Here is a 23,822-nt window from a genome sequence, read left to right on the forward strand (position 1 = left end):
TTGCTATGTGGTTCGAGGTGGTGCAGGTCGTGCGGGTCGTGCTGTCAGTGGGAGGTGCGGATGACGGCGACGCCGCCCGCCGCGATCGTCAGGGCGCCCGAGATCTCGGCACCGCTGAGGAGCTCGACGCCTGTGGCCTCGAGCTCGACGTCGTCGTCACGGTGGTTCACCGCGATGCGGTAGACCGCGTCGGCGCTGTGACGGGTGATGACCTCGAGGCCTTCGGCGACGCCCGACGGCGTGACGTCGGCATCCGCGTAGACCTCGTGCAGGAGTGCGCGCATCCCCGCCGCATCCAGCCGGGTTCCGACGTACCAGCCGGTGCCCGCCCCGTGGCGGTGACGCGTGATGGCCGGCTCGCCCTCTCCTGGTCCGCCCGAGAAGTTCGCGACGACCTCGGCTCCTTCGAGCGCGATGTCCTCCTGCCAGACGTCGGCGACGATGCCCTCGTGATCGACCCAGTCGAGCCCGTGGCTCTCGCCCTCGCGCAGCGGCAGGAACTCCTCGACCGTGAGGCCGAGCGCGTCCCGCAGCGGGGCGACGAAGCCTCCCGCGTGCACGGCGTCGTTCTCGTCGACGATCGCCGAGAAGAACGACACGAGCAGCGTTCCGCCGTCGTTCACGTAGGACGTGAGGTTCGCGGCATCCGCGGTGCTGAGCAGATACTGCGCCGGAGCGACCACGAGGCGGTAGCCCGAGAGGTCCTGACCGGGCAGAGCGAAGTCGACCGTGACGCCGTCGCGCCAGAGCTGCTCGTAGAAGCGGCGCACCTGGGCCGCGTGCGTGACGTCTTCGGAGGGGCGCCACTCGAGGTCCTGCGCCCAGAACGACTCGAAGTCCCAGAGGATCGCGACGTCGGCCTTGACCGTGGAGCCCTGCACCTCGTCGAGGCGGCCGAGTGCTGCGCCGAGGTCGACGACCTCACGGAACACACGCGAGTCGGTGCCGGCATGCGGCAGCATCGCGGAGTGGAACTTCTCGGCACCCGAGCGGCCCGCGCGCCACTGGAAGAACAGGATGCCGTCGGCCCCGCGACCGAGGTGAGTGAAGGAGTTGCGCTTCATCTCGCCGCGACGCTTGGCGATGTTGCGGGGCTGCCAGTTGACGGCCGAGGTGGAGTGCTCCATGAGGATCCACGGCTTGCCCCCGCCGACCGAGCGGCTGAGGTCGGCCGCGATGGCCAGGCCGATGTGCGCGTCCTCGTCGGCGGCCCACAGATAGTGATCGTCCGAGACGATGTCGACCTCGCGGCCCCAGGCCCACAGATCGGTGGTCCAGCTCTGGTTGGCCATGAAGTTCGTCGTGACCGGCTGGTCGGCGTGCACGCGGATCGCATCGCGCTCGGCGATGAAGCACGCGCGCAGCTGGTAGTCGGTGAAGCGCGCGAAGTCGAGTCGCTGCGCCGGATTCACGACGCTCGGGGCGATCGCGGGGGCGCCGACGTGCTCCCACGCCGAGTAGTGCTGACTCCAGAAGGCGGTGCCCCACGCGCTGTTCAACGCGTCGAGCGAGCCGTACTTCTCCTGGAGCCAGAGCCTGAAGGCGGCGACCGCGTTCGGCGAGTAGTCCTCGCCGACGGGAACGCCGTACTCGTTGTGCACGTGCCACAGCACGACGGCCGGATGCTGCGCATAGCGCGCCGCGAGAGCATCCGCGATCCGCACGATCGCCTCGCGGTAGGCGGGCGACGAGTGCGAGGCCATGCCGCGCGAGCCGAAGCCCATGGTGCGGCCCTCCCGGTCGATCACGTGGGCGTCGGGGTGGTTCGCGAAGAACCAGGCCGGCGGGGATGCCGTGGGCGTGCCGAGGTCGACCTTGATGTCGTTCGCGTGCAGCAGGTCGAGCAGCTCGTCGAGCCAGGCGAAGTCGAACTCGCCCTCGGCGACCTCGATGAGCGCCCACGAGAAGATTCCGACGCTGACCAGGTTCACGCCTGCCTCGCGCATCAGGATGACGTCTTCGCGCCACGTCTCGGGCGACCACTGCTCGGGGTTGTAGTCGCCGCCATAGGCGATTCCGCTCAGAGCGGGCCAGGCGTGGGGGGAGGTCATCGGCACTCCATCGGGTCGGTGCGGTCGTGGTGCGTGTCCCGGCGTGCTGTCGCTCTTTCGACTGGGACCGGTCTCAGGTTGCCACGAGAACGTGACTGGGACCGGTCTCAGTTCTACCCCAGGTTCATCAGCGACCACAACCGCCGTTATCGAACTGAGACCGGTCCCAGGTTGGACTACCGCTGGACGGGATGCTGTGGGTAGAGTCACAGGCGATGAGTGATGTCAGCGCGAAGCGCAAGCCGACGATCCGCCAGATCGCGGCGCAGGCGGGGGTCTCCCGCAGCACGGTCTCGCGCGTGATCAACGGCGGGCACTGGGTGTCCCCCGATGCCAGGCAGGCCGTCGAAGAGGCGATCCTCGCGACCGGCTACACCGCCAACCATCACGCTCGCAGCCTCGCGACCGGTCGAGCGGGCTCCCTGGCCTTCCTCCTCACCGAGCCGCAGCAGCTGCTGTTCGACGATCCGACGTTCGCACTGCTGCTGCGCGGAGCAGCCGAGGCTCTCGCCCAACGGGCCATGACCCTGGTGCTCCTCGTCGCCGGAACACCCGCCGAGCGCGAGAGCGTCGCACAGTTTCTTAGCGCCGGACACGTTGACGGCGTCATGCTCATCTCGTCGCACGAGTCCGACCCGCTGCTCGACCAGCTGATCGAGGTCGGCATCCCCACCGTCTGCTGCGGCCTGCCCCTCGGGCACGAACGCGAGCTCTCGACGATCTCCGTCGACGAGGTCGCCTCAGCCCGCACCATGGCCGCGCACCTCGTGGCGCAGGGACACCGTCGCATCGGCATGATCACCGGCCCCGACGACACCCCCGGTGGGCGCTACCGCCTGGTCGGATTCCGCGAAGAGCTCGGCGAACTGTACGACGAGAGCCTGGTCGAGGTGGGGGACTACTCGTACGAATCCGGGCAGGCGGCCATGACCAGGATGCTCGAGCACGATGTCGACGCCGTGTTCGCGGCATCCGACCGGATGGCGGCCGGAGCGATCGCCGCCGCCCGCCGTGCCGGACGCCGCGTGCCCGAGGACATCGCGATCGCGGGGTTCGACGACTCGGGCCTCGCCGCCACCCACGAGCCGCCGATCACGACCATGCGCCAGCCCTGGGATCAGATCAGCGCGAAGATGGTCGCCGTGCTGCTCGAGGTCATCGCCGGGGCATCCCCACGTTCGGTCATCCTCGACACCGAGCTCGTGGTGCGCGACAGCGCGTAGGAGCACCTATCCTCGGTCGAGCACCTCGCGGAGCTTGGCGGCGAAGGCCTCGGGCTGGCCGGCGTAGCCGAACTCGCCACCCATGAAGCCGCCGTGGTGACTGGGGAAGACCGTCGCCTGCTGGCCGAGCTGCTCGGCCAGGGCGATCGCGGTGCGGCCGGTGTAGACCTTCAGCGACTCCTCCCCGACAGCGACCACGATCCGGGTCGGTGCCGCCTTCAGAGCCTCGATATCCGGAACGTAGAGAGGAACCGCCCAGGAGAGTTCGGACAGCAACGGGTCGTCTCGCTTGCCATCGTCATCGGTCGGCATCCCGAATGCCGCGGGATCAGGTGCGGGCTGAGCGAGGTAATCATCGGTGACTTCGCCCTCCCACGAGGTCATCGCGATGAACGCCGCCATTCCGGCTCCCCAGCCCTTGTCCTGATACGCCCGCGTATAGGCCACCCGCGCACGATGCACAGCGTCGGCATCCGGCAGCACGCTGTCGATCGGGGGCTCGTGGGCGACCAGAGTCGCGACATCCTGCGGGTGCGCGGTGACCAGAGCGAGTGCACTCACGGCTCCGCCGCTGCTCGCGAGCATGTCGACCGGGCCGACGCCGAGCGCCTCGATGATCGCGTGGACATCCTCGGCCTGGGTCTCCGGCTCGTTGGTCACGCCGCCGTCCTTGCGCGCGCTCCGGCCCAACCCTCGCGGGTCGTAGGTCACGACGGTGCGATCGTCGAAGAGCTTCACCTGGGCCTGGAATCCGCTCGCGTCCATCGGCTGGCCGATCATCATCAGCGGAGGACGACCATCTGCCGTCGGAAGCGGCCCGTGCACGTCATAGACGAGGTCAACCTCCGGTAGCTCGAGCGTGTGCTGCGTCATGGACGGCCTCCTCATCGTCGAACGATTCCACTGGGATGCTACGACGCGGCACCCCCGGGCGCCACCGCTTCGCGAGCGAGCGAGCGAGCGCTCGCGACGGACGAGAAGCAGCGCGTCAGGCGGTCAGGAACCTCGGATCGAGAGCGTAGTCCTGACGCCGCAGCTCGAGCGCCGCTGCGACCTGCGCGGGGGCGTCGTCGCCGACGAGCACCCGGAGGCGGGGGTCACGGGCGTCCGCGACTCGGGCGAGGATCGCCGTTGCGGCATCCTCGGGTGTCACCCCGCCGCCCGACTCGCCCGCGGGCCACGGCACCTCCGCGGTGCCGAACATCTCGACTCGCTGCTCGTCGTAATCACGCAGGGGCGCACTGAAATGCATGCTCGCGCCGGCCCAGTCCGTGTCTAGCGAGCCCGGCTCGATCAGGGAGACGCGGATGCCGAATCGTTCGACCTCCGCCGCCATCGCCTCACTGAATGCTTCGAGGCCCCATTTGGTCGAGTTGTAGAGACCGAGCATCGGCATCGTCCCGACGGCTCCGACTGTCGAGATCTGCACGATGTGTCCGCCACCCTGGCGGCGCATGATCGGGATGACAGCCTGACTCAGCCACAGAGGGCCGAGCAGATTCGTATCCACGATGGCACGGGCATCGTCTTCTGACGCCTCTTCGACGGCCCCGATCACGCCGTAGCCGGCGTTGTTGACGAGCACATCGATTCCGCCGAGGAGATCGGCGGTTCGCTGGACGGTCTCATGCGCCGCCGCGCGGTCACGGACGTCGAGCTGCATCACGGTCAGCCGCTCGTGGTCAGGCAGCGTGTGATCGCCTCTGACCGTCGCCACGACAGCGTGCCCCGCGTCGAGGGCGGCGTGGGTGAGCGCTCGACCCAGGCCTCGACTGCTGCCGGTGATCATCCATGTCTGCGGTGAAGTCATGCCGAGATCGTATCGCGAACTGGACGCACCGTCTCGTTTGCTCGGGTATCGTTGTCGACATGGCCCGTGAGCGAACCCGCACCAAGGTGCACGCGGCTGCGCTTTCTCTGGCCAGCGAGCGCCAGGTGGGGGCGATCACGATGGAGGGGATCGCCGCCCGCGCGCAGGTCAGCAAACAGACTCTCTATCGGTCGTGGTCATCGACGGGTGAGATCCTCTTCGACGCACTCCTCGCCCGCAGCACCGATGAGAACGGCAGAGTCACCGTGCCGAACTCGGGTGATCTCTCTGTCGACCTCACGGAGCTGGCGACCGGCATGATCGACGAACTGACCGACCCGACCCAGGAGCAGCTGCTGAGAGCAGTCACCGCCGAGCTGCAGTCCGACGAAGAGCTCGCCACTCATTTCCGCGAACTCTTGCTCGGGCCGCAGATGAGCGCGATCTCCGAGCGGCTGCGTCAGGCGGACGTGTCTTTCGCGGACGATGTCGCAGAACTCTTCGTCGGGCCGATCTTTCACCGCTGGCTGCTTCGCAGCCGACCGTTCGATGCGGAATGGGTGACCGCTCACGTGGAGCGGATTCTGAGAAGCGTCGGCGCGCTATGACAGCGGCCGAAGATCGGTCGACTCACTTGAAGGTCGTGATGGCGAGGTCGATCATCGGCAGGCTGTCTCGGGGAACGACGGTGGTGCAGACCACGTTCTCATCGACGCGGAACCCGACCGCGTAGACGAACGGGTCGGTGTCGATCTGCACGGCGGGGCGATCCTGACCGTCGACCGCGACGACGGCATCCCTCGCCGCCGATGTCCTCGCCTCCCAGCCGCCGTCGCCCTCGCTCGGCAGGTCGGGGAGTCCGAGCTCCTCACGGAATCTGTTGCGCAGTATGTGATTGGTGTGGTCGACCAGCTGCTGAGCGAGCGAATGCCGTTCGCGGTCGGGTGACGCCTGCCAGCTGGACCGCACCGCCTCCCAGAGCATCGGGTACTTGAGCAGCTGAGCCCGCTCGATCAGCCACGCTGGGCGGCCCCACGGCGGTTCCTCCTCGATCGAGCGTCGGATGCCGGGGTCCAACTCGACCTCGTTGCGCGGGTCGGAATGATCGTCGGGATTCCTCCACAGCGTGTAGTTGAGCGACACCGACGACTCCGCCAGTCCCATCGGCGCGCCCGCTGCCGCCGACGCCCCCATCTCCATGAAGGATGCACCCGGGATGCGCGTGAGCGACGGCTGCGGTCGCAGCTGGAACACCGGGTAGGAGAGCCCGCGCACGCGAGCTTCGAACCCGGCACTCGGATCAGGGGCGTCCATCGGCACTACTCCGGCGTACTCCATCCGCCCAGTCTGACCTCTGTCGCGACGGATCTCCAGGACTCAAAGCGCGACGTCCTGATCAGTCAAACGTGAAAGGCAGACCGAGCGCTTCTGATCGGCACGAGGCAGTCGACTTCACCCTCGCGGCGGTAGGACTCGATGTGCGGTCTATCGGCGTCGTGGTTCGCGAGCGCGAACAGCACGTCGAACGCATCCGAGATCTGCCCGTAGACGTCGGGCGCCTCCCCGCGCAGTCGCAGCCGCAGGTAGTCTCCGCCGGGGATCGTCGTCTCGTCCAGGCCCAGCGCGTTCTCACGGTCTCGCTCGAGGCGCACGCACGAGAGGCGGTACACCGAAGTGCCTCCGTAGACGAGCCCCAGCATCCTGCGCCCTTGCAGCGAGTCGAATGCCCCCTCGAACGCCGGCCACGCCGCCTGCACGGTATCGACATCGAGAGAGACGTCGCGGCTGAGCGCAGAGGTGTCGACGAGCGTGACGACGTCGATGCGACCGAGTTCATGGGTGACCGGGTAGTCGTTCATGTCCCCGTGTCTAGCACTCTTCTGCCTCTCGGCGACTCAGCCGCGCATGGCGACGCCGCGACGCCAGTAGCCCATGAAGGCGACCTGCGAGCGGTCGATGCCGAGATCCTTCACCAGGTGGCGCCGCAGCGTCGTGACGACGCCGCTCTCCCCGGCGATCCAGAAGTAGCGCTCAGCCGGAGCATCCGCCGCCGCGATCTCCTCTCCGAGACCCGAGTAGTCGGGGGTCTCCCAGAGCAGGTCTTCGGTGTCGATGTCCTTCACGTCGATCTCATCGGCGGCATCCGCATCGCCCAGGTAGGCGAGCACGGCAGGAATGAGCCGCACGCCGTGAGGCTCGCCCGCGTCGCGAGGAAGCCAGTGCACCTCGACGCCGACAGGGGCGTCGATGCGCAGGATGTCGGCGGGAGACGGAACCTCGATGAACGCGCAGCCCCGCAGGTCGCTGGGAGCGTCCTCGAGGATGCGTGCGATCGCCGGGGCCGCGGTCTCGTCGCCGGCGAGCACCACCGACGTCGCCGTGCCCGGCTCGTACTCGGCACCACCATGAGCGGATGCGGGGACACCCCGTCGCGGCCCGACGATGAACAGTTCCTTGCCGACGGCAGCCGCGTCGGCCCACCTCGATGCCGGGCCGGTGAGTCCCGGCGCGAGGTGCAGCACGAAATCGACATCGAGCTCGGTGCCGGCATCCGACACCCGCAGCTCACGCACCGAGTAGGTGCGCATCGATCCACGCTCCTCCTCGGGAACGGCGAGGAAGGATCCCCACCAGTCGTCGGTCTGCCGATCGAGATCGGGGAGGATGCCGGATGCCGGCGGGAACACGAGCTTGATCCGGGAGTCGAAGACGTCACCCGGCGTGCCGAACTCGAACAGATCGTCGCCGCCGAAGGTGACCCGCACGAAGTTCGGCGACACCCGTTCGACCGCGCGCACCTCGGCGCGAGCGAGCACGTAGGTGGGGCGTTCGGTGGTGGTCTCAGCGGACATGATGCCTTCCGATCGGGGTGACCATCGGCTTGCCGGAGACCGGGTCGATGGTGATCTGGTTCGCGAGGTCGAAGACCTCTTCGACGAGCTGGGCGGTCACGACATCCTGGGGAGCGCCGGTGGCATGCACCCTGCCCTCCTTCATCGCGACGAGCTCGTCGGAATACCTCGCGGCGAGGTTGAGGTCGTGCAGCACCATGACGATCGTGGTGCCGCGCGAGACGCTCAGGTCGGTGAGCAGATCGAGGACCTCGACCTGGTGCGCGACGTCGAGGAACGTGGTCGGCTCGTCGAGCAGCAGGATGTCGGTCTCCTGCGCGAGCGCCATCGCGATCCACACGCGCTGGCGCTGACCGCCCGACAGCTCGTCGACGCTGCGGTCGGCGAGGTCGGTGGTGCCGGTCGCGGCGAGAGCATCCGCCACGACCTCGTAGTCGTGGGTGCTCCAGCGCGCCAGCATCTTCTGGTGCGGATGCCGGCCACGACCGACCAGGTCGGCGACGGCGATGCCCTCGGGCGCGACAGGCGACTGCGGCAGGAGGCCGAGGATGCGGGCGACCTCCTTGGTCGGACGCGCGTGCACCGACTTGCCGTCGAGCACGACCTGACCGGCCGTCGGCGAGAGCAGGCGCGCGAGCGAACGCAGCAGCGTCGACTTTCCGCATCCGTTCGCGCCGACGATCGTCGTGATCTTGCCGGGGGCGATCGCCAGGTCGAGGCCATCGATGATCGTGCGGTCGCCGTAGGCGAGGGTGACGGACTCCGCCGTCAGAGTGTGCGCCTCGGTCACAGAGAGCCTCCCGAGCGGTTGGTGCGGATGAGCAGATAGATGAGATACGGAGCGCCGAGCACGCCGGTGATCACGCCGACCGGGTAGCGCTCACCGAACGCGAACTGACCGAGGAGGTCGCCACCGAGCACGAGCACGGCTCCGATGAAAGCGCTGGGCACGAGCAGATTCGCACCGGGCCCGGTGATGCGGGCCGCGATCGGGCCCGCCATGAATGCCACGAACGCGATGGGGCCGGTGGCGGCGGTGGCGAACGCGAGCAGGGCGACGGCACCGAGGATGAAGAGCAGGCGCGTGGTGTTGACCCGCACTCCGAGGCCGGATGCCGAGTCGTCGCCGAGCTGCATCGCACCCAGCGCCCTGCCCTGCAGAAGCAGGAGCGGCACGATGATCACCGCAGCGATCGCGAGCGGCATCACACGCTCCCATGAGGCGTTGTTCAGGCTGCCGGTGAGCCACTGCATCGCGGTCTGGATGTCCCAGTTCGCCGCCCGCGACAGCATGTAGGAGATGATGCTCTGCAGCATCGCCGCGACGCCGATGCCGATCAGGATCAGTCGGGTGCCGGCGAAGCCGTTCTTGATCGACAGCAGGTAGATGATCCCCGCTGTGACGATCGCCCCGCCCAGAGCGAGCAGCGAGACGATCGGTCCGTTGAGCGACAGCACGATGATGCCGAACACCGCGGCGGCGCCGGCGCCGTTCGAGATGCCGATGATGTCGGGCGACGCGAGCGGATTGCGCAACAGCGTCTGGAATGAGACGCCGGCGATGCCGAACGCGAACCCGGCGAGGATCGCCAGCACCGCTCGGGGCAGTCGCAGCTCTCCGACCGTGAACGACGCGCCCGGCACGGTCTCGCCGAGGATGACGCGGATCACCTCGTCAAGCGGATAGAAGGTGTTGCCGATCATCAGCGCCACGGCGAACAGCACCAGCAGCATCGCGCCGAGCACGATCGTGGCCACGGCGTGACGGCGGTGGCGCGAACGGCGTCCGGCGATGAGGGCGGCGACCTCGTCGCGAGCGCGGTCGGATGCGGCGGGAGTCTGGGCGGCGGCCCGGTCGATGGTGCTCACAGTTCACGCACCTTCTGACGACGGACGATCCAGATGAAGAACGGGGCGCCGATGATGGCGGTGATGATGCCGACCTGGATCTCCTCCGAGGTCGGGGCGATGACGCGGCCGACGATGTCGCTGGCGAGCAGCAGCGCGGCACCGGCCATGGCGGAGAACGGCAGCAACCAGCGGTGGTCGGTGCCGATCAGCATCCGACAGACGTGCGGGATGACGAGTCCGACGAAGCCGATCGGGCCCGCGATCGCGGTGGCGGCACCGGCGAGGATCACGGCACCGAGCGCCGACATGAGCCGCGTGCGGAACACGTGCTCGCCGAGCCCCTTCGCCATGTCGTCGCCGAGGGCGAGGGAGTTCATGCCGCGCGCACTGGCGAAGCAGATCAGGGCGCCGAGCGCGAGCACGGGAGCGGTGATCGCGATGCGCGGCCACTCGGCGCCGCCCACTCCGCCGATCTGCCAGGACTGGAAGGCCTGCAGCAGGTCGACGCGGGGCAGCATGACGGCGCTGATCAGCGAGGCGAATGCCGCCGAGGTCGCGGCCCCCGCGAGGGCGAGCTTGAGAGGAGTGGCGCCACCGCGGCCGAGCGAGCCGACGGTGTAGACGAACGCCGCGGCGAGGGCTGCCCCGATGATCGCGAGGGCCATCTGGCTGTAGGCATTGGTGAGGCCGAGGAAGGCGAGGCCGAAGACCACGGCCAGCGATGCGCCGTTCGAGACGCCGAGGATGCCGGGGTCGGCGATCGGGTTGCGGGTGACCGCCTGCATCGTCGCACCGGAGAGCGCGAGGGCAGCGCCCACGAGGATCGCGAGCACCGTGCGCGGAAGGCGCTTGATGATCGCGGCCTGGGCGAGGGTGTCATCCTGCCCTGCGAGGGCGGCGAAGATGTCGTCGATGCTCACGGAGCGCACACCGAAGCAGATCGACAGGATGCAGAGCACGAGCAGCACTCCGAGACCGACGAGCAGCCAGAGCGAGCGCGCCCATGCCGGGCGCCGCAGGTCTGCGGTGCCCGGCATGGGAAGGGTGACAGCGGTCACGGGAACTCAGTGCGCGAAGGTGACGCCGAAGGTCACTTCGCGGCGAGCGGTGCTGCCAGCAGGCCGAGGTAGTCGGACAGGCCCCACTGGATCGACAGCGGCGACGGGTTCGCCGAGGCTGCGATCGGGGTGGAGTCGGGCAGGATCACGATGTTGCCTGCGGCGATCGCCGGGATCTTCGACAGCAGCGGGTCGGCCTGCATGGTGGCGATGAGCGAGTCGTCGCCGTAGGTCACGAAGACGTCGACGTCGTCGAACGCGTCAGCCTGCTCGGAGCTCACCGAGAGGTAGAACTCCTCGCTGTCGGCGTTCTCCTCGACGATCGACGGCAGCGGAAGGCCAAGGTCGTCGTGCAGGTAGCCGGGGCGCGTGTCGATCGCGGTGTAGTAGCCGACCTGGCTCAGGTCGCTCGGGTCGATGTAGGCGAACAGCACCTTCTTGTCCTTGAGGGCGCTGTTCTCCTCGAGCGCGGCCTCAGCGTCGGCGTGCAGCTCTTCGATGAGCGCGTCGCCCTCTTCCTCGAGCCCGAGAGCCTTGGAGTTCAGCTCGATCATGTCGTCGACGGGAGTGCCCCAGGCGACCTCGGGGTAGGCGACGACCGGAGCGATCTTCGAGAGCTGGTCGTACTCCTCCTGCGTCAGGCCCGAGTACGCCGCGAGGATGACGTCGGGCTGGGTGTCGGCGACGGCCTCGTAGTCGATGCCGTCGGACTCGTCGAACAGCACGGGCTCTTCGCCGCCGAGCTCGTCGAGCTTGTCCTCGACCCAGGGCAGGATGCCGTTGTCGTCGTCGTCTCCCCACGAGGCCTTGCTCATGCCGACCGGGACGATGCCGAGGGCCAGGGGCACCTCGTGGTTCGCCCACGCGATCGTGGCGACGCGCTCGGGCTTCTCGTCGATCGTGGTCTCGCCGAACACATGCTCGATCGTGACGGGGAAGGCGCTGTCATCGGCGGGGTTGCCACCGGCGGAGTCGGAGTTCGAGTCGGTCGGGGGTGTCGCGCAGGCGGTGAGGCCGAGGGCGAGAGCCGCGGCGACACCGGCGGCGAGAAGGCGAGAGGTGCGCACAGGCGTTCCTTCGGGTTCGAGGTGAGGGGGCTGGACGCAGAGCGCGTCAGGCTTTGGTAAGCCTCGCCTAATCTAACAGAAAGTTAGGCAAGCCTCATCTCGAGGACCTGGACTCACGCGGCATCCGTGCCCCGCGTGCGGGGTCAAAAACGCATCCCCCACGCCCGATTCGGATGCAGTTCTGACCCCGCTCGCCCGTTCACATGCAGTTTTGACCCCGCTCGCCCGTTCACATGCGTTACTGGCCCCGCACCGGGCGGGGTCAAAAGGACACCGGGACCCGGCTCTTCGGATGCGTTACTGGCCCCGCACCGACGTTCGAATGCGGACGAGACCCGCGCCCGCGTCGGAAAAGCCCCCGGGCATGCAGAAAGCCGGCCGGATCCGTGAGGATCCGACCGGCTTCAGGAAGTCTGCTCGCGCTCAGAGAGCGCGGATGTTCGCAGCCTGCATGCCCTTGGGGCCACGCTCAGCGTCGAATTCGACCTTCTGGTTCTCACGAAGCTCCTTGAAACCGGAGCCGGTGATTGCCGAGTAGTGGGCGAAAAGGTCGTCCGTGCCGTCATCGGGAGCGATGAAGCCGAAGCCCTTTTCAGCGTTGAACCATTTCACAGTGCCAGTGGCCATGTGTTTTCTACTTTCTGTTTTCAAACGGCCGCTTGCGCGGCCCGCGCCGTGACGGAACGTCCGACATACGCGCAAGCTCAACGTACCACGGCATCCTGACGTGAAACCCGGAAGTTCGGATTCTTTTGAAGAACCGCCGCCTCAGTGCGCGTGCTGACGCCGAGTTTTCGCAGCACGGCCGACACATGAACGCTCACCGTCTTCACGCTGATGAAGAGCCTCTCGCCGATCTGACGGTTGCTCAGCCCCTCGGCGAGCAGGTCGAGCACCTGCCTCTCGCGTGCCGTGAGCGGGTCGGCCGATGCCTCGGCACTGGCGATGCCGGATGCTGCGGCGAGGCCCGCCGCAGCCGAGAACCCGTTGACGATGCGGAGAAGCGGAACGTGGCCGAGCCGTTCGGCCTCATGCAGCGCCTGCCCGAGGACAGTGGCCGCTTCGGCGCGGTCTCCTGCCCCGACCAGCATGCGCGCGAGTTCGAGCCGCGTCGTCACACGGAAGGTCGCCGGCACGTCGTCCGAGTCCGCCAGTTCGACGGCCGCCCGCAGCGCCGGGACCGAGGGCGCCAGCAGGGCATCGAGAATCGCCCACCACCTGTCGTCGAGCAGCTGTGTCGGCTGAGCGAGCCACGCGGCGCGCACCTCGTCGATCGCATCATCGACAGTCATCCCGTGCTCGGTGCCGGACGACTGCAGCTCGGCGATCAACCACCCCGCTTCCAGGAGGAGGCGACGCTGGTGCAGGCAGACGGGTCCCGCATCGCGGAGCATCTGCCTGATCTCGTCGAGCGCCGCCGCCAGGTCTCCTCGGCTCTCGGCGACAGAGACCCTCATCATGACCTCGTCGTACCAGATCTGCCGCTCGTCTTCGCCTGTCTCGGCGAACGCAGGATGCCACTCGCGGAGGATTTCGGCGGCCTCTTCGTGTCGACCGCGCCACGACAGCACCCGAACCCGCGTCATCGTGGAGTACATGTGGAAGATCCGCAGTGTGTCTTGGGCGAGTTCGCGCGCCAGCATCCCCTCGACGCGCTCGATCTCGCCGAGTTCGAGCAGCGGCACCGCCATGTTCTGCGTGATCATCGCACCGGTGGTGCGCTCGACCCCGTAGGCACGCGCCCGCGCCATGCCGTCTTCTGCGACGACCACGGCATCTCGGTAACGCCCGAGCAGCGCCAGCAGGTCGGAGTAGTTGACGCGGTAGCGCAGTTCTGGATTGGCGCTCCTCGCGAGGCTGAGAGCGAGCGCGTACTCATCATGCGCCTCAGCCAGGTCGCCGAGCTGGGCCCTGGAACCGCCGCGCACATTCGCGGCGATCGATGCCTCATCGTCGGAACCGGCACGTGCCGCCCTCTCGCCGGCCTCCGTGGCCAGCGCCATCGCCTCCTCGAATCGCCCCGCGACCATGTGGCGACTGCCCAGCTGATTGAGGATCGACGCGCGGAGCCGATCGTCGTCGACCCTGCCGTCGAGGATCTCGAGCGACTCCTGCAGAAGCGGGATCGCGCCGCGGCGGCCGAGATTCATCGTGTAGTACGCCTTGTCGCGCAGCAGCCTCGCGTGCATGCGAGGGTCGACGGTCGTCGGGTCGACCTCCCCGAGTGCGAGATTGACGACGGCGAGCGCGCGCTCTCCGTCGCCTCCGTTCCGCAGCACCGAGCCGAGTGCGCGGAGCATCTCGAGACGACCGAGGCCCACCACGCTCTCCGCATCGGGCACCTGGATCCACAGATCGAGGGCGAGCTCACCGAACCGGGCCGCACTCGCGAAAGCGAAACGCGACTTGGCGTCGAACATGGCGGCGACGGCCGCGGCGAGCGCGCGCCGATCGTCTTGCGCGAGCTGCCAGTGGTAGGCGAGCGCGGCCGAGTCGGCGGTGTCGGAGCCGGTGCAGTTCTCCTCCAGCGCCTCCGCATACGCACGGTGCAGCCGCGCCCGCTCGCCCGGGAGCAGATCGTCGTGCACGGCTTCGCGCAGCAGCGCGTGCCGGAACCGGTAGTCATCGTCACCCACGACGAGGATCCCACTGAGCGTCGCCTCGCGAATCGCCTCGTCGAGGCGTGCTTGGGGCAGACCCGCGAGCTGTGTGACCAGCGGATGGGTCAGCGGGCGCTCAGCGCCCGAGACCACCTGCACCACCCGCCTCGCGTCATCGCCGAGGCGGTCGAACCGGGCCAGGAGCAGGTCGCGCAGGCTGCCGGGAAGCGGCCCCGAGGAGCATCCGGCGAGCTCCTCCACGAAGAACGGGACTCCTTCGGCGCGGTCCTGGATGCGCTCGAGCGCCGCGTCGGTGAGCGGCTGACCGGTGATCGATTCGGCGAGTTGGCGAACCGCCGACGTCTCGAGCCGTTCGACCGCGACCCGCTCGAGCAGGCGCGCACGCGTGGCCTCGCCGATGAACCGGCTGACCGCGTCACCGCGTCGGACGTCGTCGGAGCGGCAGGTGAGCAGCAGAAGGATGCGCCCGTGGGTCAGAGTGCGCAGCAGGAAGGAGAGCAGCGCGAGCGTCGACTCGTCTGCCCAGTGCAGATCTTCGACGACGAGCACCTGCGGCGCGTGCTCGGCCGCGGCCTCGATGAGGGCGGCGATCGCGTCGCGCAGCCGGTCGGGGCTGGTCTGGGAGCGCTCGGTGGGATTGAGTTCTGGCAGCAGCATGCCCAGAGCCTCGACCCCGACGCCGAGCTCTTCGCGCACGTGATCTGCGCCCATGCGGGTGACGATCGAGCGGAGGATGCCGGTGATCGGCCCGAACGGCGTGCGCGACGCCCCGAGATCGAGGCACCATCCGACATGCACATCGGCTCGATTGACCACCTCGGCGCCGAACTCGCGCAGCAGCCGGGATTTGCCTATGCCCGCTTCGCCCTCGACGAGCGCCGCGAGAGGCACTCCATCGACGACTCGATCGAAGAGCCCGCGCACGACCGAGATCTCGACCTCACGGCCGACCATCGCAGCGCTCGCGGCGGAGAGGGACATGGACCCATCGTCCCACTCCCCTCCGACATTCGGGCGGGGTGGCGCGGCCTGCGACAGGGACGTGGAACTCACCGAGCCGCCGCGGGCTCGCAGCCGACGACGGCCAGACGGTCGGCGGGCGCAGCGGTCGCCATCTCGGCGGGCGCAGCGACCCGTGCCACTCGCGGAGCGGGGGTCGCGGCGAGGTGCGCGGCGTTCGCGACAGCATCCGGCGCAGCGTTCGCGACAGCATCCGTTGCAGTCGACCGCGGGCGGGTGATGACACGCAGCATCCGCTGTCCCAGGCGCCTGACCGCGCCGGGAGCCCGCGGGACGAGCTGGTCGGCGTGCTCGGCGAGGAAACGACGGCATTCGACCGCTCGCTCCAGACGCTCGTTCTCGTACTCGGCGACCTTCTCAGTGAAGTAGGGGTGCTCGTACATGACATCTCCTCGGTTGGGATGTCCCTACACTCCGCTCTGAGGTGCCCGGTCGACATCGGGAGGATGCCCTATCTTCTGCATCGAGCGCGCCCTAGATGGCTTCAGTCAGGCAGCGGACAGGCTGCGAGCGGGCAGCAGAAGAGGCCCGGGCGGCAGTGGGGGCACCACCACCCGGACCTCGGATCAGGGGTCGATCAGGCGTCGACGTCGCCGCGCCAGGCACCGGTCTCGGCGCCGCGCTTCTCGATGAACTCCTTGAAGTTCTTCAAGTCCTTCTTCACCGCGTGCGAGCCTGCTCCCACGAGCGAGCCGACCTTCTCGAGAAGGCCCTCGGGCTCCCAGTCGATCTGCACCGTCACGCGAGTCGTGAGCTCTTCGAGCTTGTGGAACGTCACGACGCCCGCGTGCTCGGTGTCGCCTCCGACGCTCTTCCACGCGACGCGCTCGTCGGGGTGCTGCTCGGTGATCTCGGCGTCGAATTCACGCGTCGCGCCGCCGACCTTGACGGTCCAGCGGTTGTGGGTGTCATCGATCTGGACGATCGACTCGACCTCGTCGAGGAAGTGCGGGAAGCTCTCGAACTGCGTCCACTGGTTGTAAGCGATGTCGACCGGAACGTGTACGTCGATGGTCTCGATGATCTGCGCCATGTGATGCTCCTCACTGTTCGTCGTTCGTGTGATCCCATTCAGCTGCATGCTCCTGAGATGCGCGATGGGGTTGACATCGAGGACGCCGCGACCGAGCATGCGCGCGAGTAGCGTTGAGGGCATGCGCATCCATGCCGCGATCCGCGCCTCGAAGCGCTCACCCCTGCTGCAGGTGGTGAAGTCCGCCGCGGCCACGATCGCCGCGTGGCTGCTGGCCGGGTGGGTGGTTCCGGGGCAGCTGCCCGTGTTCGCCGCCATCGCGGCCCTGCTCGTCGTGCAGCCGAGCGTCAACCAATCGTTGTCGAAGGCCCTCGAGCGCAGCATCGGCGTGATCGTCGGCGTCGTGATCGCCGTGGCGCTCGGCCTGCTGCTCGGTTCCCCGAGCTGGATCGTGCTGCTCGCCATCGTCGTGGCGATGCTGGTCGCATGGGCCTTCAAGGCGACCCCGGGCACCGGAAACCAGGTCGCGATCTCGGCGATGCTCGTGCTCGCACTCGGTTCGACGCCCGACTATGCGATCGCGCGCATCTTCGAGACCCTGATCGGCGTGGTCATCGGCATCGTCGTGAACGCGCTGATCGTTCCACCGGTGCTGGTCGCCCCCGCCCGCCGCGATCTCGGGCTGCTCGGCAGCGAACTCGCCTCGAGCCTCGACCGTCTGGCCGACGCGCTGCCCGAACCTCAGACGCCCGCGAAGCTGCAGGAGCTCATGCTCGAGGCGCGGCTGCTGCGCCCGATGAAAGAAGCCGCAGAAGCCTCCATCGCGGCCGGCGAGGAGTCGCTCACCCTGAACCCGCGCCGCTCGACGCACCGCGAGGAGCTCCGCGAGATGCGTGCCCTGCTCGAGCGCCTGTCACCGATCGTGACGCAGACCATCGGGATGACCCGCGCCTACTTCGACCACTACGACGACTCGATCGGCCAGGAGCCGGCTGTCACCGCGATCGCCGAACAGCTGCGCCGGGCGGGGCACGATGTGCGGCTGGCCGTGCAGATCGCCGACGTGTCACCGGAGCCCGAGACCCTGACCTCCGCGATCCCCGCGCTCACTGCGCCGCTCGTCATCCGGCCGCCGTCGTCGACCCACTGGATCCTGATCGGGTCGCTGATGGAAGACCTCCGGCGCATCCGCGGGGAGCTCGTCGAAGAGGAGTGAGCGCACTGCCCTGCCCCGTTCACGGAACGGGGCAGGGGCTGAGTCAGTCCTGGTCGGGGTCGTCGGCGAGCACGTCGCCGTCGTCGTCGGACTCGGCGCCCGACGGCACGACCGTGGGAGGCTCGCCCTTGTTGTCCTCGGTGCCGAGGTTGTCGTTCTCCTCCGCGCCGGGCGACGGCTCGGTGCTCAGGTCGTTGCGGTCGGTGTTGATGTCGTCGCTGTCGCGGTTCATGCGCGTTCCTCTCGTCGGCGTTCGGTCTGCGTGCATGCCAGATTACGGCCGGACGCTCACCGCGACCCGGGCCTTGACAAGCGCCGGAGGCCTACCCTGGTCTCATGCCCGACATGACCGTGCCCGAAGCCCTCGCCGAACTGGCCGCCCTCGAGGATCCGAAGATGCGCGCAGCCAACGAGAAGCGCGGCGACGACCACGGCATGAACCTGAGCCGTCTGCGCGGGGTGGCCAAGCGCATCAAGACCGACCAGCCCCTGGCGAAGGAGCTGTGGGCGACCGGCGAGACGTCAGCCCGCCTGCTCGCCCTGCTCATCTGCACGCCGCGCGAGTTCACCGCCGACGAGCTCGACGCGATGCTGCGCCAGACGCAGGCCCCCAAGGTCAACGACTGGTTCGTCAACTACGTCGCCAAGAAGACTCCGCTCGCTGAAGAGCTGCGACTGCGCTGGTTCGACGACGCAGACCCGACGGTCGCCGCCGCCGCCTGGTCGCTCACGACCGTGCGGGTGGCCAAGGATGCCGACGGCCTCGACCTCGACCATCTGCTCGACCTGATCGAGCGTGACCTGGTGGATGCGCCGAAGCGCCTGCAATGGGCGATGAACGAGACGCTCGCGAATATCGGCATCTTCCACCCCGAGCTGCGGGCCAGGGCGCTCGCGATCGGCGAGCGCCTGCAGGTGCTGGCCGACTACCCCACCGCCCCCGGCTGCACCTCGCCGTTCGCCCCGATCTGGATCGGCGAGATCGTCAGGCGACGCGAAGGCTGAGCCGCAGCATCCGCCGACTCAGCCCTCGCGCACACCGTCAGCGACTGTCTGCCACCGCCTGAGCGCGGGGTGCCGCGAGCATCGTCTCGGTGTCGGTGAACTCCTGCTCGATCTCTTCGTTGCGCCTGTAGGTCACGAGACTCACCACGACCGCGGCGATGAATGCGAACACGAACGCCGGGAGAAGCTCGTACAGCGCGGTGTCGAGCGCCTTCCAGACGAACACCGTGACCGCGCCGACGAACATGCCAGCGAGCGCGCCCCAGTTCGTGAGCTTGCGCCAGAAGAGGCTGAGCAGGATGATCGGGCCGAACGCGGCGCCGAAGCCCGCCCACGCGAAGGACACCAGTCCGAGGATCGAGTCGTTCGGCGTGATCGCGAGGAGGATCGCGATCACGGCGACGACGAGCACAGCCATGCGTCCCATCAGCACGAGCCGCTTGTCTGACGGCGGGGTCTTTCGCACCACCTTGTAGAGGTCTTCGACCAGCGCCGACGAGCACACCACGAGCTGGCTCGACACGGTGCTCATGATCGCCGCCAGCACCGCTGCCAGCACGAGGCCCGCGACGAACGGATGCAGCAGCGTCTGCGACATCAGCAGCACCACGGTCTCCGGGTTGTCGAGCGTGATGCCCCTCTGCGCCATGTACGCGATGCCGACCAGACCGGATACGACCGCGCCACCCATCGAGAGCACCATCCACGAGATGCCGATACGGCGGGCGCTCTTCGCCTCCCGCGGCGAGCGCAGCGCCATGAAGCGCACGATGATGTGCGGCTGGCCGAAGTATCCGAGACCCCAGGCGAGGGCAGAGACGATGGCGAGGAAGGTGCCACCCGTGACGGCTCCGCCGCCGAGCAGCGACAGGAATCCCTCTCCGCCGTTCTCCGTGATCAGGGTCGACGTCTCGTCGAGGCCGCCGATCGCGATGATGGCGGCGACCGGCACGACGATCAGCGCGATCACCATCATCAGCCCTTGCACGACATCGGTGAGCGAAGCGCCGAGGAACCCGCCGAAGAGCGTGTAGAGCAGCGTGATCCCACCGACCAGCAGCATGCCGAACAGGTAGTCGCCGTTGAAAGAGCTCTCGAAGAAGACGCCTGCTGCGACCATGCCCGAGGAGATGTACAGCGTGAAGAAGACCAGGATGATGAGGCCGGACACCACTCGCAACGAGCGGCTCGTGTCGCGGAGTCGGTTCTCGAAGTAACTCGGGATCGTGATCGAGTTGCGCGACACCTCGGTGTAGGCCCGCAGCCGCGGTGCGACAAGCAGCCAGTTGAGGTAGGCGCCGATCGTCAGCCCGATCGCGATCCAGGCCTCGATGAGCCCGGCGGCGTAGATGGCGCCGGGCAGCCCCATCACCAGCCAGCCCGACATGTCGGCCGCCCCGGCGCTGATCGCGGCGACCCACGGGGGCAGGTTGCGACCGCCGAGCATGTAGTCCTCGTGGTCGGAGGTGCGCTTGTAGGCGAAGTATCCGATGAGCAGCATCCCGGCGAAATACAGCCCGAGCGCCCCGTACAAGAAGATCTGGTCGGACATCATCGTCCCTCCTGAGCGGTGCCGATCACCGCATCCGTATCGATGATCTCAAGACGGATGCCGTCGTCGGACGCGCCACGCAGAGCCGGCTGGTTACGCTGAATCCATGAGCACGCACATCGCCGCAGAGCCCGGTCAGATCGCCCCCATCGTCCTGTTCCCCGGCGACCCGCTGCGGGCGAAGTGGATCGCCGAGACCTTCCTCGAGGATGCCGAGCTGTACTCCGAGACCCGCGGGATGCTGGGCTACACCGGCACCTGGAACGGCCACCGAGTCTCGGTGCAGGGCTCGGGTATGGGCCAGCCCTCGATGGCGATCTACGCGAGCGAGCTGTTCGAGGAGTACGACGTGCAGACCATCGTGCGGGTCGGATCGTGCGGGGCGCTGACCGAGAAGATCAAGGTGCGCGACATCATCATCGCGAACGGCGCCTGCACCGACTCGGGAATCAACCGGGTGCGCTTCCACGGACTCGACTACGCACCCGTCGCGGACTTCGGACTGCTGCGCGCCGCGGTCGAGGCGAGTGAAGCGGAGCCGTTGGACGCCGCCGTGCATGTGGGACTGCTCTTCTCGAGCGACCAGTTCTACAGCACACGCCCCGAGCTCACCGAGCCGTTCGTGCAGCACGGCGCGCTCGGAGTCGAGATGGAGGCGGCGGGTCTCTACACGCTCGCTGCGTTCCACGGCCGCCGCGCCCTGGCCATCTGCACGGTGTCGGATCACATCGTCACGGGCGAAGAGACCACCGCCCAGGAGCGCGAGCAGACGTTCGGCGACATGATCCGCATCGCGCTGAGCGCCGCGACTTCGGTCTGAGTCTCGCGCTCGTTCGCAGGAGGCGCCGCGCCGAAGGTGGGATGATCGACAGACCATGCCTGCGATCCTCGACCACACCACGCTGACCGACGGATCCGATGCGGATGCCGTCTACACGGCGTTCGTCGAGTGGGCAGAGTCCACCGGCATCAACCTCTACCCAGCACAGGACGAGGCGGTCATCGAGATCGTCTCGGGCAACAACCTGATCCTCTCGACACCCACCGGCACCGGAAAGTCGCTCGTCGCCGTCGGCGCGCACTTCGCCGCCCTCGTCGAGGGGCGCCGCTCGTTCTACACCGCCCCGATCAAGGCCCTGGTGAGCGAGAAGTTCTTCGCGCTCGTCGACGTGTTCGGCGCCTCGAACGTCGGCATGATCACGGGCGACTCGTCGGTCAACCCCGACGCCCCGATCATCTGCTGCACGGCCGAGATCCTCGCGAACCTCGCCCTGCGCCAGGGCACGGATGCCGCGGTGCACCAGGTCGTGATGGACGAGTTCCATTTCTACGCCGACCCCGACCGCGGGTGGGCGTGGCAGGTGCCGCTGCTCGAACTTCCGCAGGCGCAGTTCATCCTCATGTCGGCGACCCTCGGCGACGTCTCGCAGCTGTCGAGCGATCTCACCCGCAGGACCGGCCGCGACACGGCATCCGTCACGGGCGTCGAGCGGCCAGTGCCGCTGCACTACTTCTACGAGACCACGCCGATCCACGAGACGATCGACGACCTGCTCGGCACCGGCCAGGCGCCGATCTACGTCGTGCACTTCTCGCAGGCGGCGGCGATGGAACGGGCGCAGGCGCTGTCGAGCACCAAGGTCGCCACGCGGGAGCAGCGCGACGAGATCGCGGCGCTCATCGGCGGATTCCGCTTCACGACCGCGTTCGGCAAGACCCTCTCGCGGTTCCTGCGTGCAGGTATCGGCGTTCACCATGCGGGGATGCTGCCGAAGTACCGACGCCTCGTCGAACAGCTCGCCCAGCGCGGCCTGCTGCGCGTGATCTGCGGCACCGACACGCTCGGCGTCGGCATCAACGTGCCCATCCGCACGGTGCTGCTGACCGCGCTGACCAAATTCGACGGCACCCGGATGCGGCAGCTCAGCGCCCGTGAGTTCCACCAGATCGCGGGACGCGCAGGGCGAGCAGGATTCGACACGGCCGGCACGGTCGTCGCGCAGGCTCCGGAGCACGAGAGCGAGAACGTCGCCGCGATCAAGAAGGCCGGCGACGATCCGAAGAAGAAGCGCAAGATCGTCCGCAAGAAAGCACCCGACGGCTTCGTCTCGTGGGGCGAGCCGTCGTTCCGCAAGCTCATCGACGCCGAGCCCGAGACTCTGACCTCGCACATGCAGATCACGAGCGCGATGATGCTCAACGTGATCGGCCGCGGCGGCGACGTCTTCGGCAACATGCGCGCACTGGTCTACGACAACCACGAGCCCCGCAAGAGGCAGCGCGAGCTGGCTCTGCGCGCCATCGGCATCTACCGGACGCTGCTCGAGTCGGGCGTCGTGCAGCAGACGGCGGACGGCGAGATCCGTCTGACGGTCGATCTGCAGCCGAACTTCGCCCTGAACCAGCCGCTGTCGCCGTTCGCACTCGCGGCGTTCGACCTGCTCGACCCCGATCCTTCGGCCGGCACGGGCACCGGCTCGTACGCCCTCGACATGATCTCGATCGTCGAGTCGACGCTCGACGACCCCCGCGCCATCCTCAGCCAGCAGGAGTTCCAGGCACGCGGCGAAGCGGTCGCCGTCATGAAGCGCGAGGGCATCGAATACGACGAGCGCATGGAGCTGCTCGAGGAGATCACGTATCCGAAACCCCTCGACGAGCTGCTGACGGCCGCGTTCGAGACCTTCAGCGCCGCACAGCCGTGGATCCGCGACTTCGAGCTGCATCCGAAATCCGTCGTGCGCGACATGTACGAGCGGGCCATGTCGTTCGGGGAATATGTCGCGTATTACAAGATCGCCCGCTCCGAAGGTGTCGTTCTGCGGTATCTCTCCGATGCCTATCGCGCGGCCTCGCAGACGATTCCCGAAGAGGCGAAGGACGAGGATCTCCGCGATCTGATCGAGTGGCTCGGCGAACTCGTGCGCCAGGTCGACTCGAGCCTGCTCGACGAGTGGGAGGAGCTGGTCAACGGCGTTCTCCAGGGCCCGGACGACGAGCCGATCGTGCCGCCGGCACCGAAGCGCCTGACGTCGAACACGCGCGCATTCCGCACTCTGGTGCGCAACGAACTGTTCCGCCGGGTGCAGCTCGCGGCCCGCGAAGACGTCTCGGCGCTCGCGGAGCTCGACCCGACGTTCGGTGCGGATGCCTGGTCGGACGCTCTCGACGGCTACTTCGCCGACCACGATGAGATCCTCACCGGCGCCAACGCCCGCAGCGCTCAGCTGCTGCTCCTGACCGAGGGACCCACGGAGTGGACCGTGCGTCAGATCCTGGACGACCCCGCCGGCGACCACGACTGGGGCATCTCGGCCACCGTCGACCTCGCCGCCTCCGATGAGGAGGGCGCTGCGGTGCTCACCGTGACGGGCGTCGATCGACTGTGAGCCCGGCCGGATGGCTGATCTTTCCCCGGATGGCTGACCGCACGGGCCTCCTCAGTCAGCCATCCGGGCGTCAGTCAGCCACCCGGGCCTGAGTCCCGCGAGCCTCAGTCAGCCATCCGGGCCTCAGCCACCCG

The 23,822-nt window shown here is 68.1% G+C and carries 22 protein-coding genes; 6 read left to right on the plus strand and 16 right to left on the minus strand.

Annotated elements, in window-relative coordinates; translation table 11 throughout:
• Window positions 1–44 precede the first annotated feature (44 nt).
• Window positions 45–2,051 (minus strand): beta-galactosidase, encoded by a 2,007-nt coding sequence (locus ACIP5T_RS09795; protein WP_400862696.1) that lies wholly within the window; start codon window positions 2,049–2,051, stop codon window positions 45–47.
• A 215-nt stretch (window positions 2,052–2,266) separates the two neighbouring features.
• On the opposite strand from ACIP5T_RS09795, the gene ACIP5T_RS09800 reads away from it, so the two are divergent.
• Window positions 2,267–3,274: a LacI family DNA-binding transcriptional regulator gene (locus ACIP5T_RS09800; RefSeq protein WP_400862697.1), complete on the plus strand. Its 1,008-nt coding sequence runs from the start codon at window positions 2,267–2,269 to the stop codon at window positions 3,272–3,274.
• A 6-nt stretch (window positions 3,275–3,280) separates the two neighbouring features.
• On the opposite strand, the gene ACIP5T_RS09805 is transcribed toward ACIP5T_RS09800, so the two are convergent.
• Window positions 3,281–4,147, minus strand: a complete 867-nt coding sequence (locus ACIP5T_RS09805; RefSeq protein WP_400862699.1) for an alpha/beta fold hydrolase — start codon at window positions 4,145–4,147, stop codon at window positions 3,281–3,283.
• A gap of 115 nt (window positions 4,148–4,262) precedes the next feature.
• Window positions 4,263–5,084, minus strand: coding sequence for an SDR family NAD(P)-dependent oxidoreductase (locus tag ACIP5T_RS09810; protein WP_400862701.1), 822 nt, complete (start codon window positions 5,082–5,084; stop codon window positions 4,263–4,265).
• Between the two features lie 59 nt (window positions 5,085–5,143).
• Between ACIP5T_RS09810 and ACIP5T_RS09815 the strand changes: the two genes are divergently transcribed.
• Window positions 5,144–5,692: a TetR/AcrR family transcriptional regulator gene (locus ACIP5T_RS09815; RefSeq protein WP_400862703.1), complete on the plus strand. Its 549-nt coding sequence runs from the start codon at window positions 5,144–5,146 to the stop codon at window positions 5,690–5,692.
• Between the two features lie 22 nt (window positions 5,693–5,714).
• Here ACIP5T_RS09815 and ACIP5T_RS09820 read toward each other — a convergent pair whose 3' ends face one another.
• The 11 genes from ACIP5T_RS09820 to ACIP5T_RS09870 form a co-directional block, all read right to left on the minus strand.
• The gene (locus tag ACIP5T_RS09820; protein ID WP_400862704.1) at window positions 5,715–6,422 is read right to left on the minus strand and encodes a hypothetical protein; all 708 of its coding nucleotides are present in this window, start codon (window positions 6,420–6,422) and stop codon (window positions 5,715–5,717) included.
• A 62-nt stretch (window positions 6,423–6,484) separates the two neighbouring features.
• The gene (locus ACIP5T_RS09825; RefSeq protein ID WP_400862705.1) at window positions 6,485–6,943 is read right to left on the minus strand and encodes an AraC family transcriptional regulator; all 459 of its coding nucleotides are present in this window, start codon (window positions 6,941–6,943) and stop codon (window positions 6,485–6,487) included.
• Between the two features lie 36 nt (window positions 6,944–6,979).
• Window positions 6,980–7,936 carry a siderophore-interacting protein gene (locus ACIP5T_RS09830; protein WP_400862707.1) on the minus strand — a complete coding sequence of 319 codons (957 nt, stop codon included), beginning with the start codon at window positions 7,934–7,936 and terminating at the stop codon, window positions 6,980–6,982.
• Window positions 7,926–8,726: an ABC transporter ATP-binding protein gene (locus ACIP5T_RS09835; RefSeq protein ID WP_400862708.1), complete on the minus strand. Its 801-nt coding sequence runs from the start codon at window positions 8,724–8,726 to the stop codon at window positions 7,926–7,928. Before ACIP5T_RS09835 ends, ACIP5T_RS09830 begins: the two co-directional genes overlap by 11 nt.
• Window positions 8,723–9,796, minus strand: a complete 1,074-nt coding sequence (locus ACIP5T_RS09840) for a FecCD family ABC transporter permease (protein ID WP_400864694.1) — start codon at window positions 9,794–9,796, stop codon at window positions 8,723–8,725. The genes ACIP5T_RS09835 and ACIP5T_RS09840 overlap by 4 nt, the downstream gene beginning before the upstream one ends.
• A 5-nt stretch (window positions 9,797–9,801) precedes the next feature.
• Window positions 9,802–10,824, minus strand: coding sequence for a FecCD family ABC transporter permease (locus ACIP5T_RS09845; RefSeq protein ID WP_400864697.1), 1,023 nt, complete (start codon window positions 10,822–10,824; stop codon window positions 9,802–9,804).
• Between the two features lie 53 nt (window positions 10,825–10,877).
• Window positions 10,878–11,912, minus strand: a complete 1,035-nt coding sequence (locus ACIP5T_RS09850) for an iron-siderophore ABC transporter substrate-binding protein (RefSeq protein WP_400862710.1) — start codon at window positions 11,910–11,912, stop codon at window positions 10,878–10,880.
• 423 nt (window positions 11,913–12,335) lie between these two features.
• Window positions 12,336–12,539, minus strand: a complete 204-nt coding sequence (locus tag ACIP5T_RS09855) for a cold-shock protein (RefSeq protein ID WP_042538190.1) — start codon at window positions 12,537–12,539, stop codon at window positions 12,336–12,338.
• Between the two features lie 77 nt (window positions 12,540–12,616).
• Complete coding sequence (locus tag ACIP5T_RS09860) at window positions 12,617–15,514, minus strand: AAA family ATPase (protein WP_400862711.1); 2,898 nt, start codon at window positions 15,512–15,514, stop codon at window positions 12,617–12,619.
• Between the two features lie 68 nt (window positions 15,515–15,582).
• Window positions 15,583–15,936 (minus strand): hypothetical protein, encoded by a 354-nt coding sequence (locus ACIP5T_RS09865; protein WP_400862713.1) that lies wholly within the window; start codon window positions 15,934–15,936, stop codon window positions 15,583–15,585.
• Window positions 15,937–16,130: 194 nt separating this feature from the next.
• A complete protein-coding gene (locus tag ACIP5T_RS09870) occupies window positions 16,131–16,586 on the minus strand; it encodes an SRPBCC family protein (protein ID WP_400862715.1) in 456 nt (151 codons plus the stop codon).
• Window positions 16,587–16,707: 121 nt separating this feature from the next.
• Here ACIP5T_RS09870 and ACIP5T_RS09875 point away from each other — a divergent pair, with 121 nt between their 5' ends.
• Window positions 16,708–17,742, plus strand: coding sequence for an aromatic acid exporter family protein (locus ACIP5T_RS09875; protein WP_400862717.1), 1,035 nt, complete (start codon window positions 16,708–16,710; stop codon window positions 17,740–17,742).
• Window positions 17,743–17,785: 43 nt separating this feature from the next.
• Here the strand turns inward: ACIP5T_RS09875 and ACIP5T_RS09880 are convergent, their stop codons facing one another.
• Window positions 17,786–17,974 (minus strand): hypothetical protein, encoded by a 189-nt coding sequence (locus ACIP5T_RS09880; RefSeq protein ID WP_400862719.1) that lies wholly within the window; start codon window positions 17,972–17,974, stop codon window positions 17,786–17,788.
• Window positions 17,975–18,078: 104 nt separating this feature from the next.
• Here ACIP5T_RS09880 and ACIP5T_RS09885 point away from each other — a divergent pair, with 104 nt between their 5' ends.
• On the plus strand, window positions 18,079–18,747 hold the full coding sequence (locus ACIP5T_RS09885) for a DNA alkylation repair protein (RefSeq protein WP_400862721.1): 669 nt from the start codon (window positions 18,079–18,081) through the stop codon (window positions 18,745–18,747).
• Between the two features lie 37 nt (window positions 18,748–18,784).
• On the opposite strand, the gene putP is transcribed toward ACIP5T_RS09885, so the two are convergent.
• Entirely contained in the window at window positions 18,785–20,299 is a 1,515-nt protein-coding gene (gene putP, locus ACIP5T_RS09890; RefSeq protein WP_400864700.1) for a sodium/proline symporter PutP, read from the minus strand.
• Window positions 20,300–20,405: 106 nt separating this feature from the next.
• Between putP and deoD the strand changes: the two genes are divergently transcribed.
• The gene (deoD, locus tag ACIP5T_RS09895; RefSeq protein ID WP_400862723.1) at window positions 20,406–21,119 is read left to right on the plus strand and encodes a purine-nucleoside phosphorylase; all 714 of its coding nucleotides are present in this window, start codon (window positions 20,406–20,408) and stop codon (window positions 21,117–21,119) included.
• A 55-nt stretch (window positions 21,120–21,174) separates the two neighbouring features.
• Window positions 21,175–23,688, plus strand: a complete 2,514-nt coding sequence (locus tag ACIP5T_RS09900) for a DEAD/DEAH box helicase (protein ID WP_400862725.1) — start codon at window positions 21,175–21,177, stop codon at window positions 23,686–23,688.
• Window positions 23,689–23,822: the final 134 nt, after the last annotated feature.

Source organism: Microbacterium sp. NPDC088619 (genome assembly GCF_044752825.1).
Lineage (GTDB): Bacteria > Actinomycetota > Actinomycetes > Actinomycetales > Microbacteriaceae > Microbacterium.

Bases quoted from the DNA above. Each gene is read 5' to 3' on its own strand.
- ACIP5T_RS09795 (WP_400862696.1), bottom strand. From the start codon at position 2,051: ATGACCTCCCCCCACGCCTGGCCCGCTCTGAGCGGAATCGCCTATGGC.
- ACIP5T_RS09800 (WP_400862697.1), top strand. From the start codon at position 2,267: ATGAGTGATGTCAGCGCGAAGCGCAAGCCGACGATCCGCCAGATCGCG.
- ACIP5T_RS09805 (WP_400862699.1), bottom strand. From the start codon at position 4,147: ATGACGCAGCACACGCTCGAGCTACCGGAGGTTGACCTCGTCTATGAC.
- ACIP5T_RS09810 (WP_400862701.1), bottom strand. From the start codon at position 5,084: ATGACTTCACCGCAGACATGGATGATCACCGGCAGCAGTCGAGGCCTG.
- ACIP5T_RS09815 (WP_400862703.1), top strand. From the start codon at position 5,144: ATGGCCCGTGAGCGAACCCGCACCAAGGTGCACGCGGCTGCGCTTTCT.
- ACIP5T_RS09820 (WP_400862704.1), bottom strand. From the start codon at position 6,422: ATGGAGTACGCCGGAGTAGTGCCGATGGACGCCCCTGATCCGAGTGCC.
- ACIP5T_RS09825 (WP_400862705.1), bottom strand. From the start codon at position 6,943: ATGAACGACTACCCGGTCACCCATGAACTCGGTCGCATCGACGTCGTC.
- ACIP5T_RS09830 (WP_400862707.1), bottom strand. From the start codon at position 7,936: ATGTCCGCTGAGACCACCACCGAACGCCCCACCTACGTGCTCGCTCGC.
- ACIP5T_RS09845 (WP_400864697.1), bottom strand. From the start codon at position 10,824: ATGCCGGGCACCGCAGACCTGCGGCGCCCGGCATGGGCGCGCTCGCTC.
- ACIP5T_RS09855 (WP_042538190.1), bottom strand. From the start codon at position 12,539: ATGGCCACTGGCACTGTGAAATGGTTCAACGCTGAAAAGGGCTTCGGC.
- ACIP5T_RS09860 (WP_400862711.1), bottom strand. From the start codon at position 15,514: ATGTCCCTCTCCGCCGCGAGCGCTGCGATGGTCGGCCGTGAGGTCGAG.
- ACIP5T_RS09865 (WP_400862713.1), bottom strand. From the start codon at position 15,936: ATGTACGAGCACCCCTACTTCACTGAGAAGGTCGCCGAGTACGAGAAC.
- ACIP5T_RS09870 (WP_400862715.1), bottom strand. From the start codon at position 16,586: ATGGCGCAGATCATCGAGACCATCGACGTACACGTTCCGGTCGACATC.
- ACIP5T_RS09875 (WP_400862717.1), top strand. From the start codon at position 16,708: ATGCGCATCCATGCCGCGATCCGCGCCTCGAAGCGCTCACCCCTGCTG.
- ACIP5T_RS09880 (WP_400862719.1), bottom strand. From the start codon at position 17,974: ATGAACCGCGACAGCGACGACATCAACACCGACCGCAACGACCTGAGC.
- ACIP5T_RS09885 (WP_400862721.1), top strand. From the start codon at position 18,079: ATGCCCGACATGACCGTGCCCGAAGCCCTCGCCGAACTGGCCGCCCTC.
- putP (WP_400864700.1), bottom strand. From the start codon at position 20,299: ATGTCCGACCAGATCTTCTTGTACGGGGCGCTCGGGCTGTATTTCGCC.
- deoD (WP_400862723.1), top strand. From the start codon at position 20,406: ATGAGCACGCACATCGCCGCAGAGCCCGGTCAGATCGCCCCCATCGTC.
- ACIP5T_RS09900 (WP_400862725.1), top strand. From the start codon at position 21,175: ATGCCTGCGATCCTCGACCACACCACGCTGACCGACGGATCCGATGCG.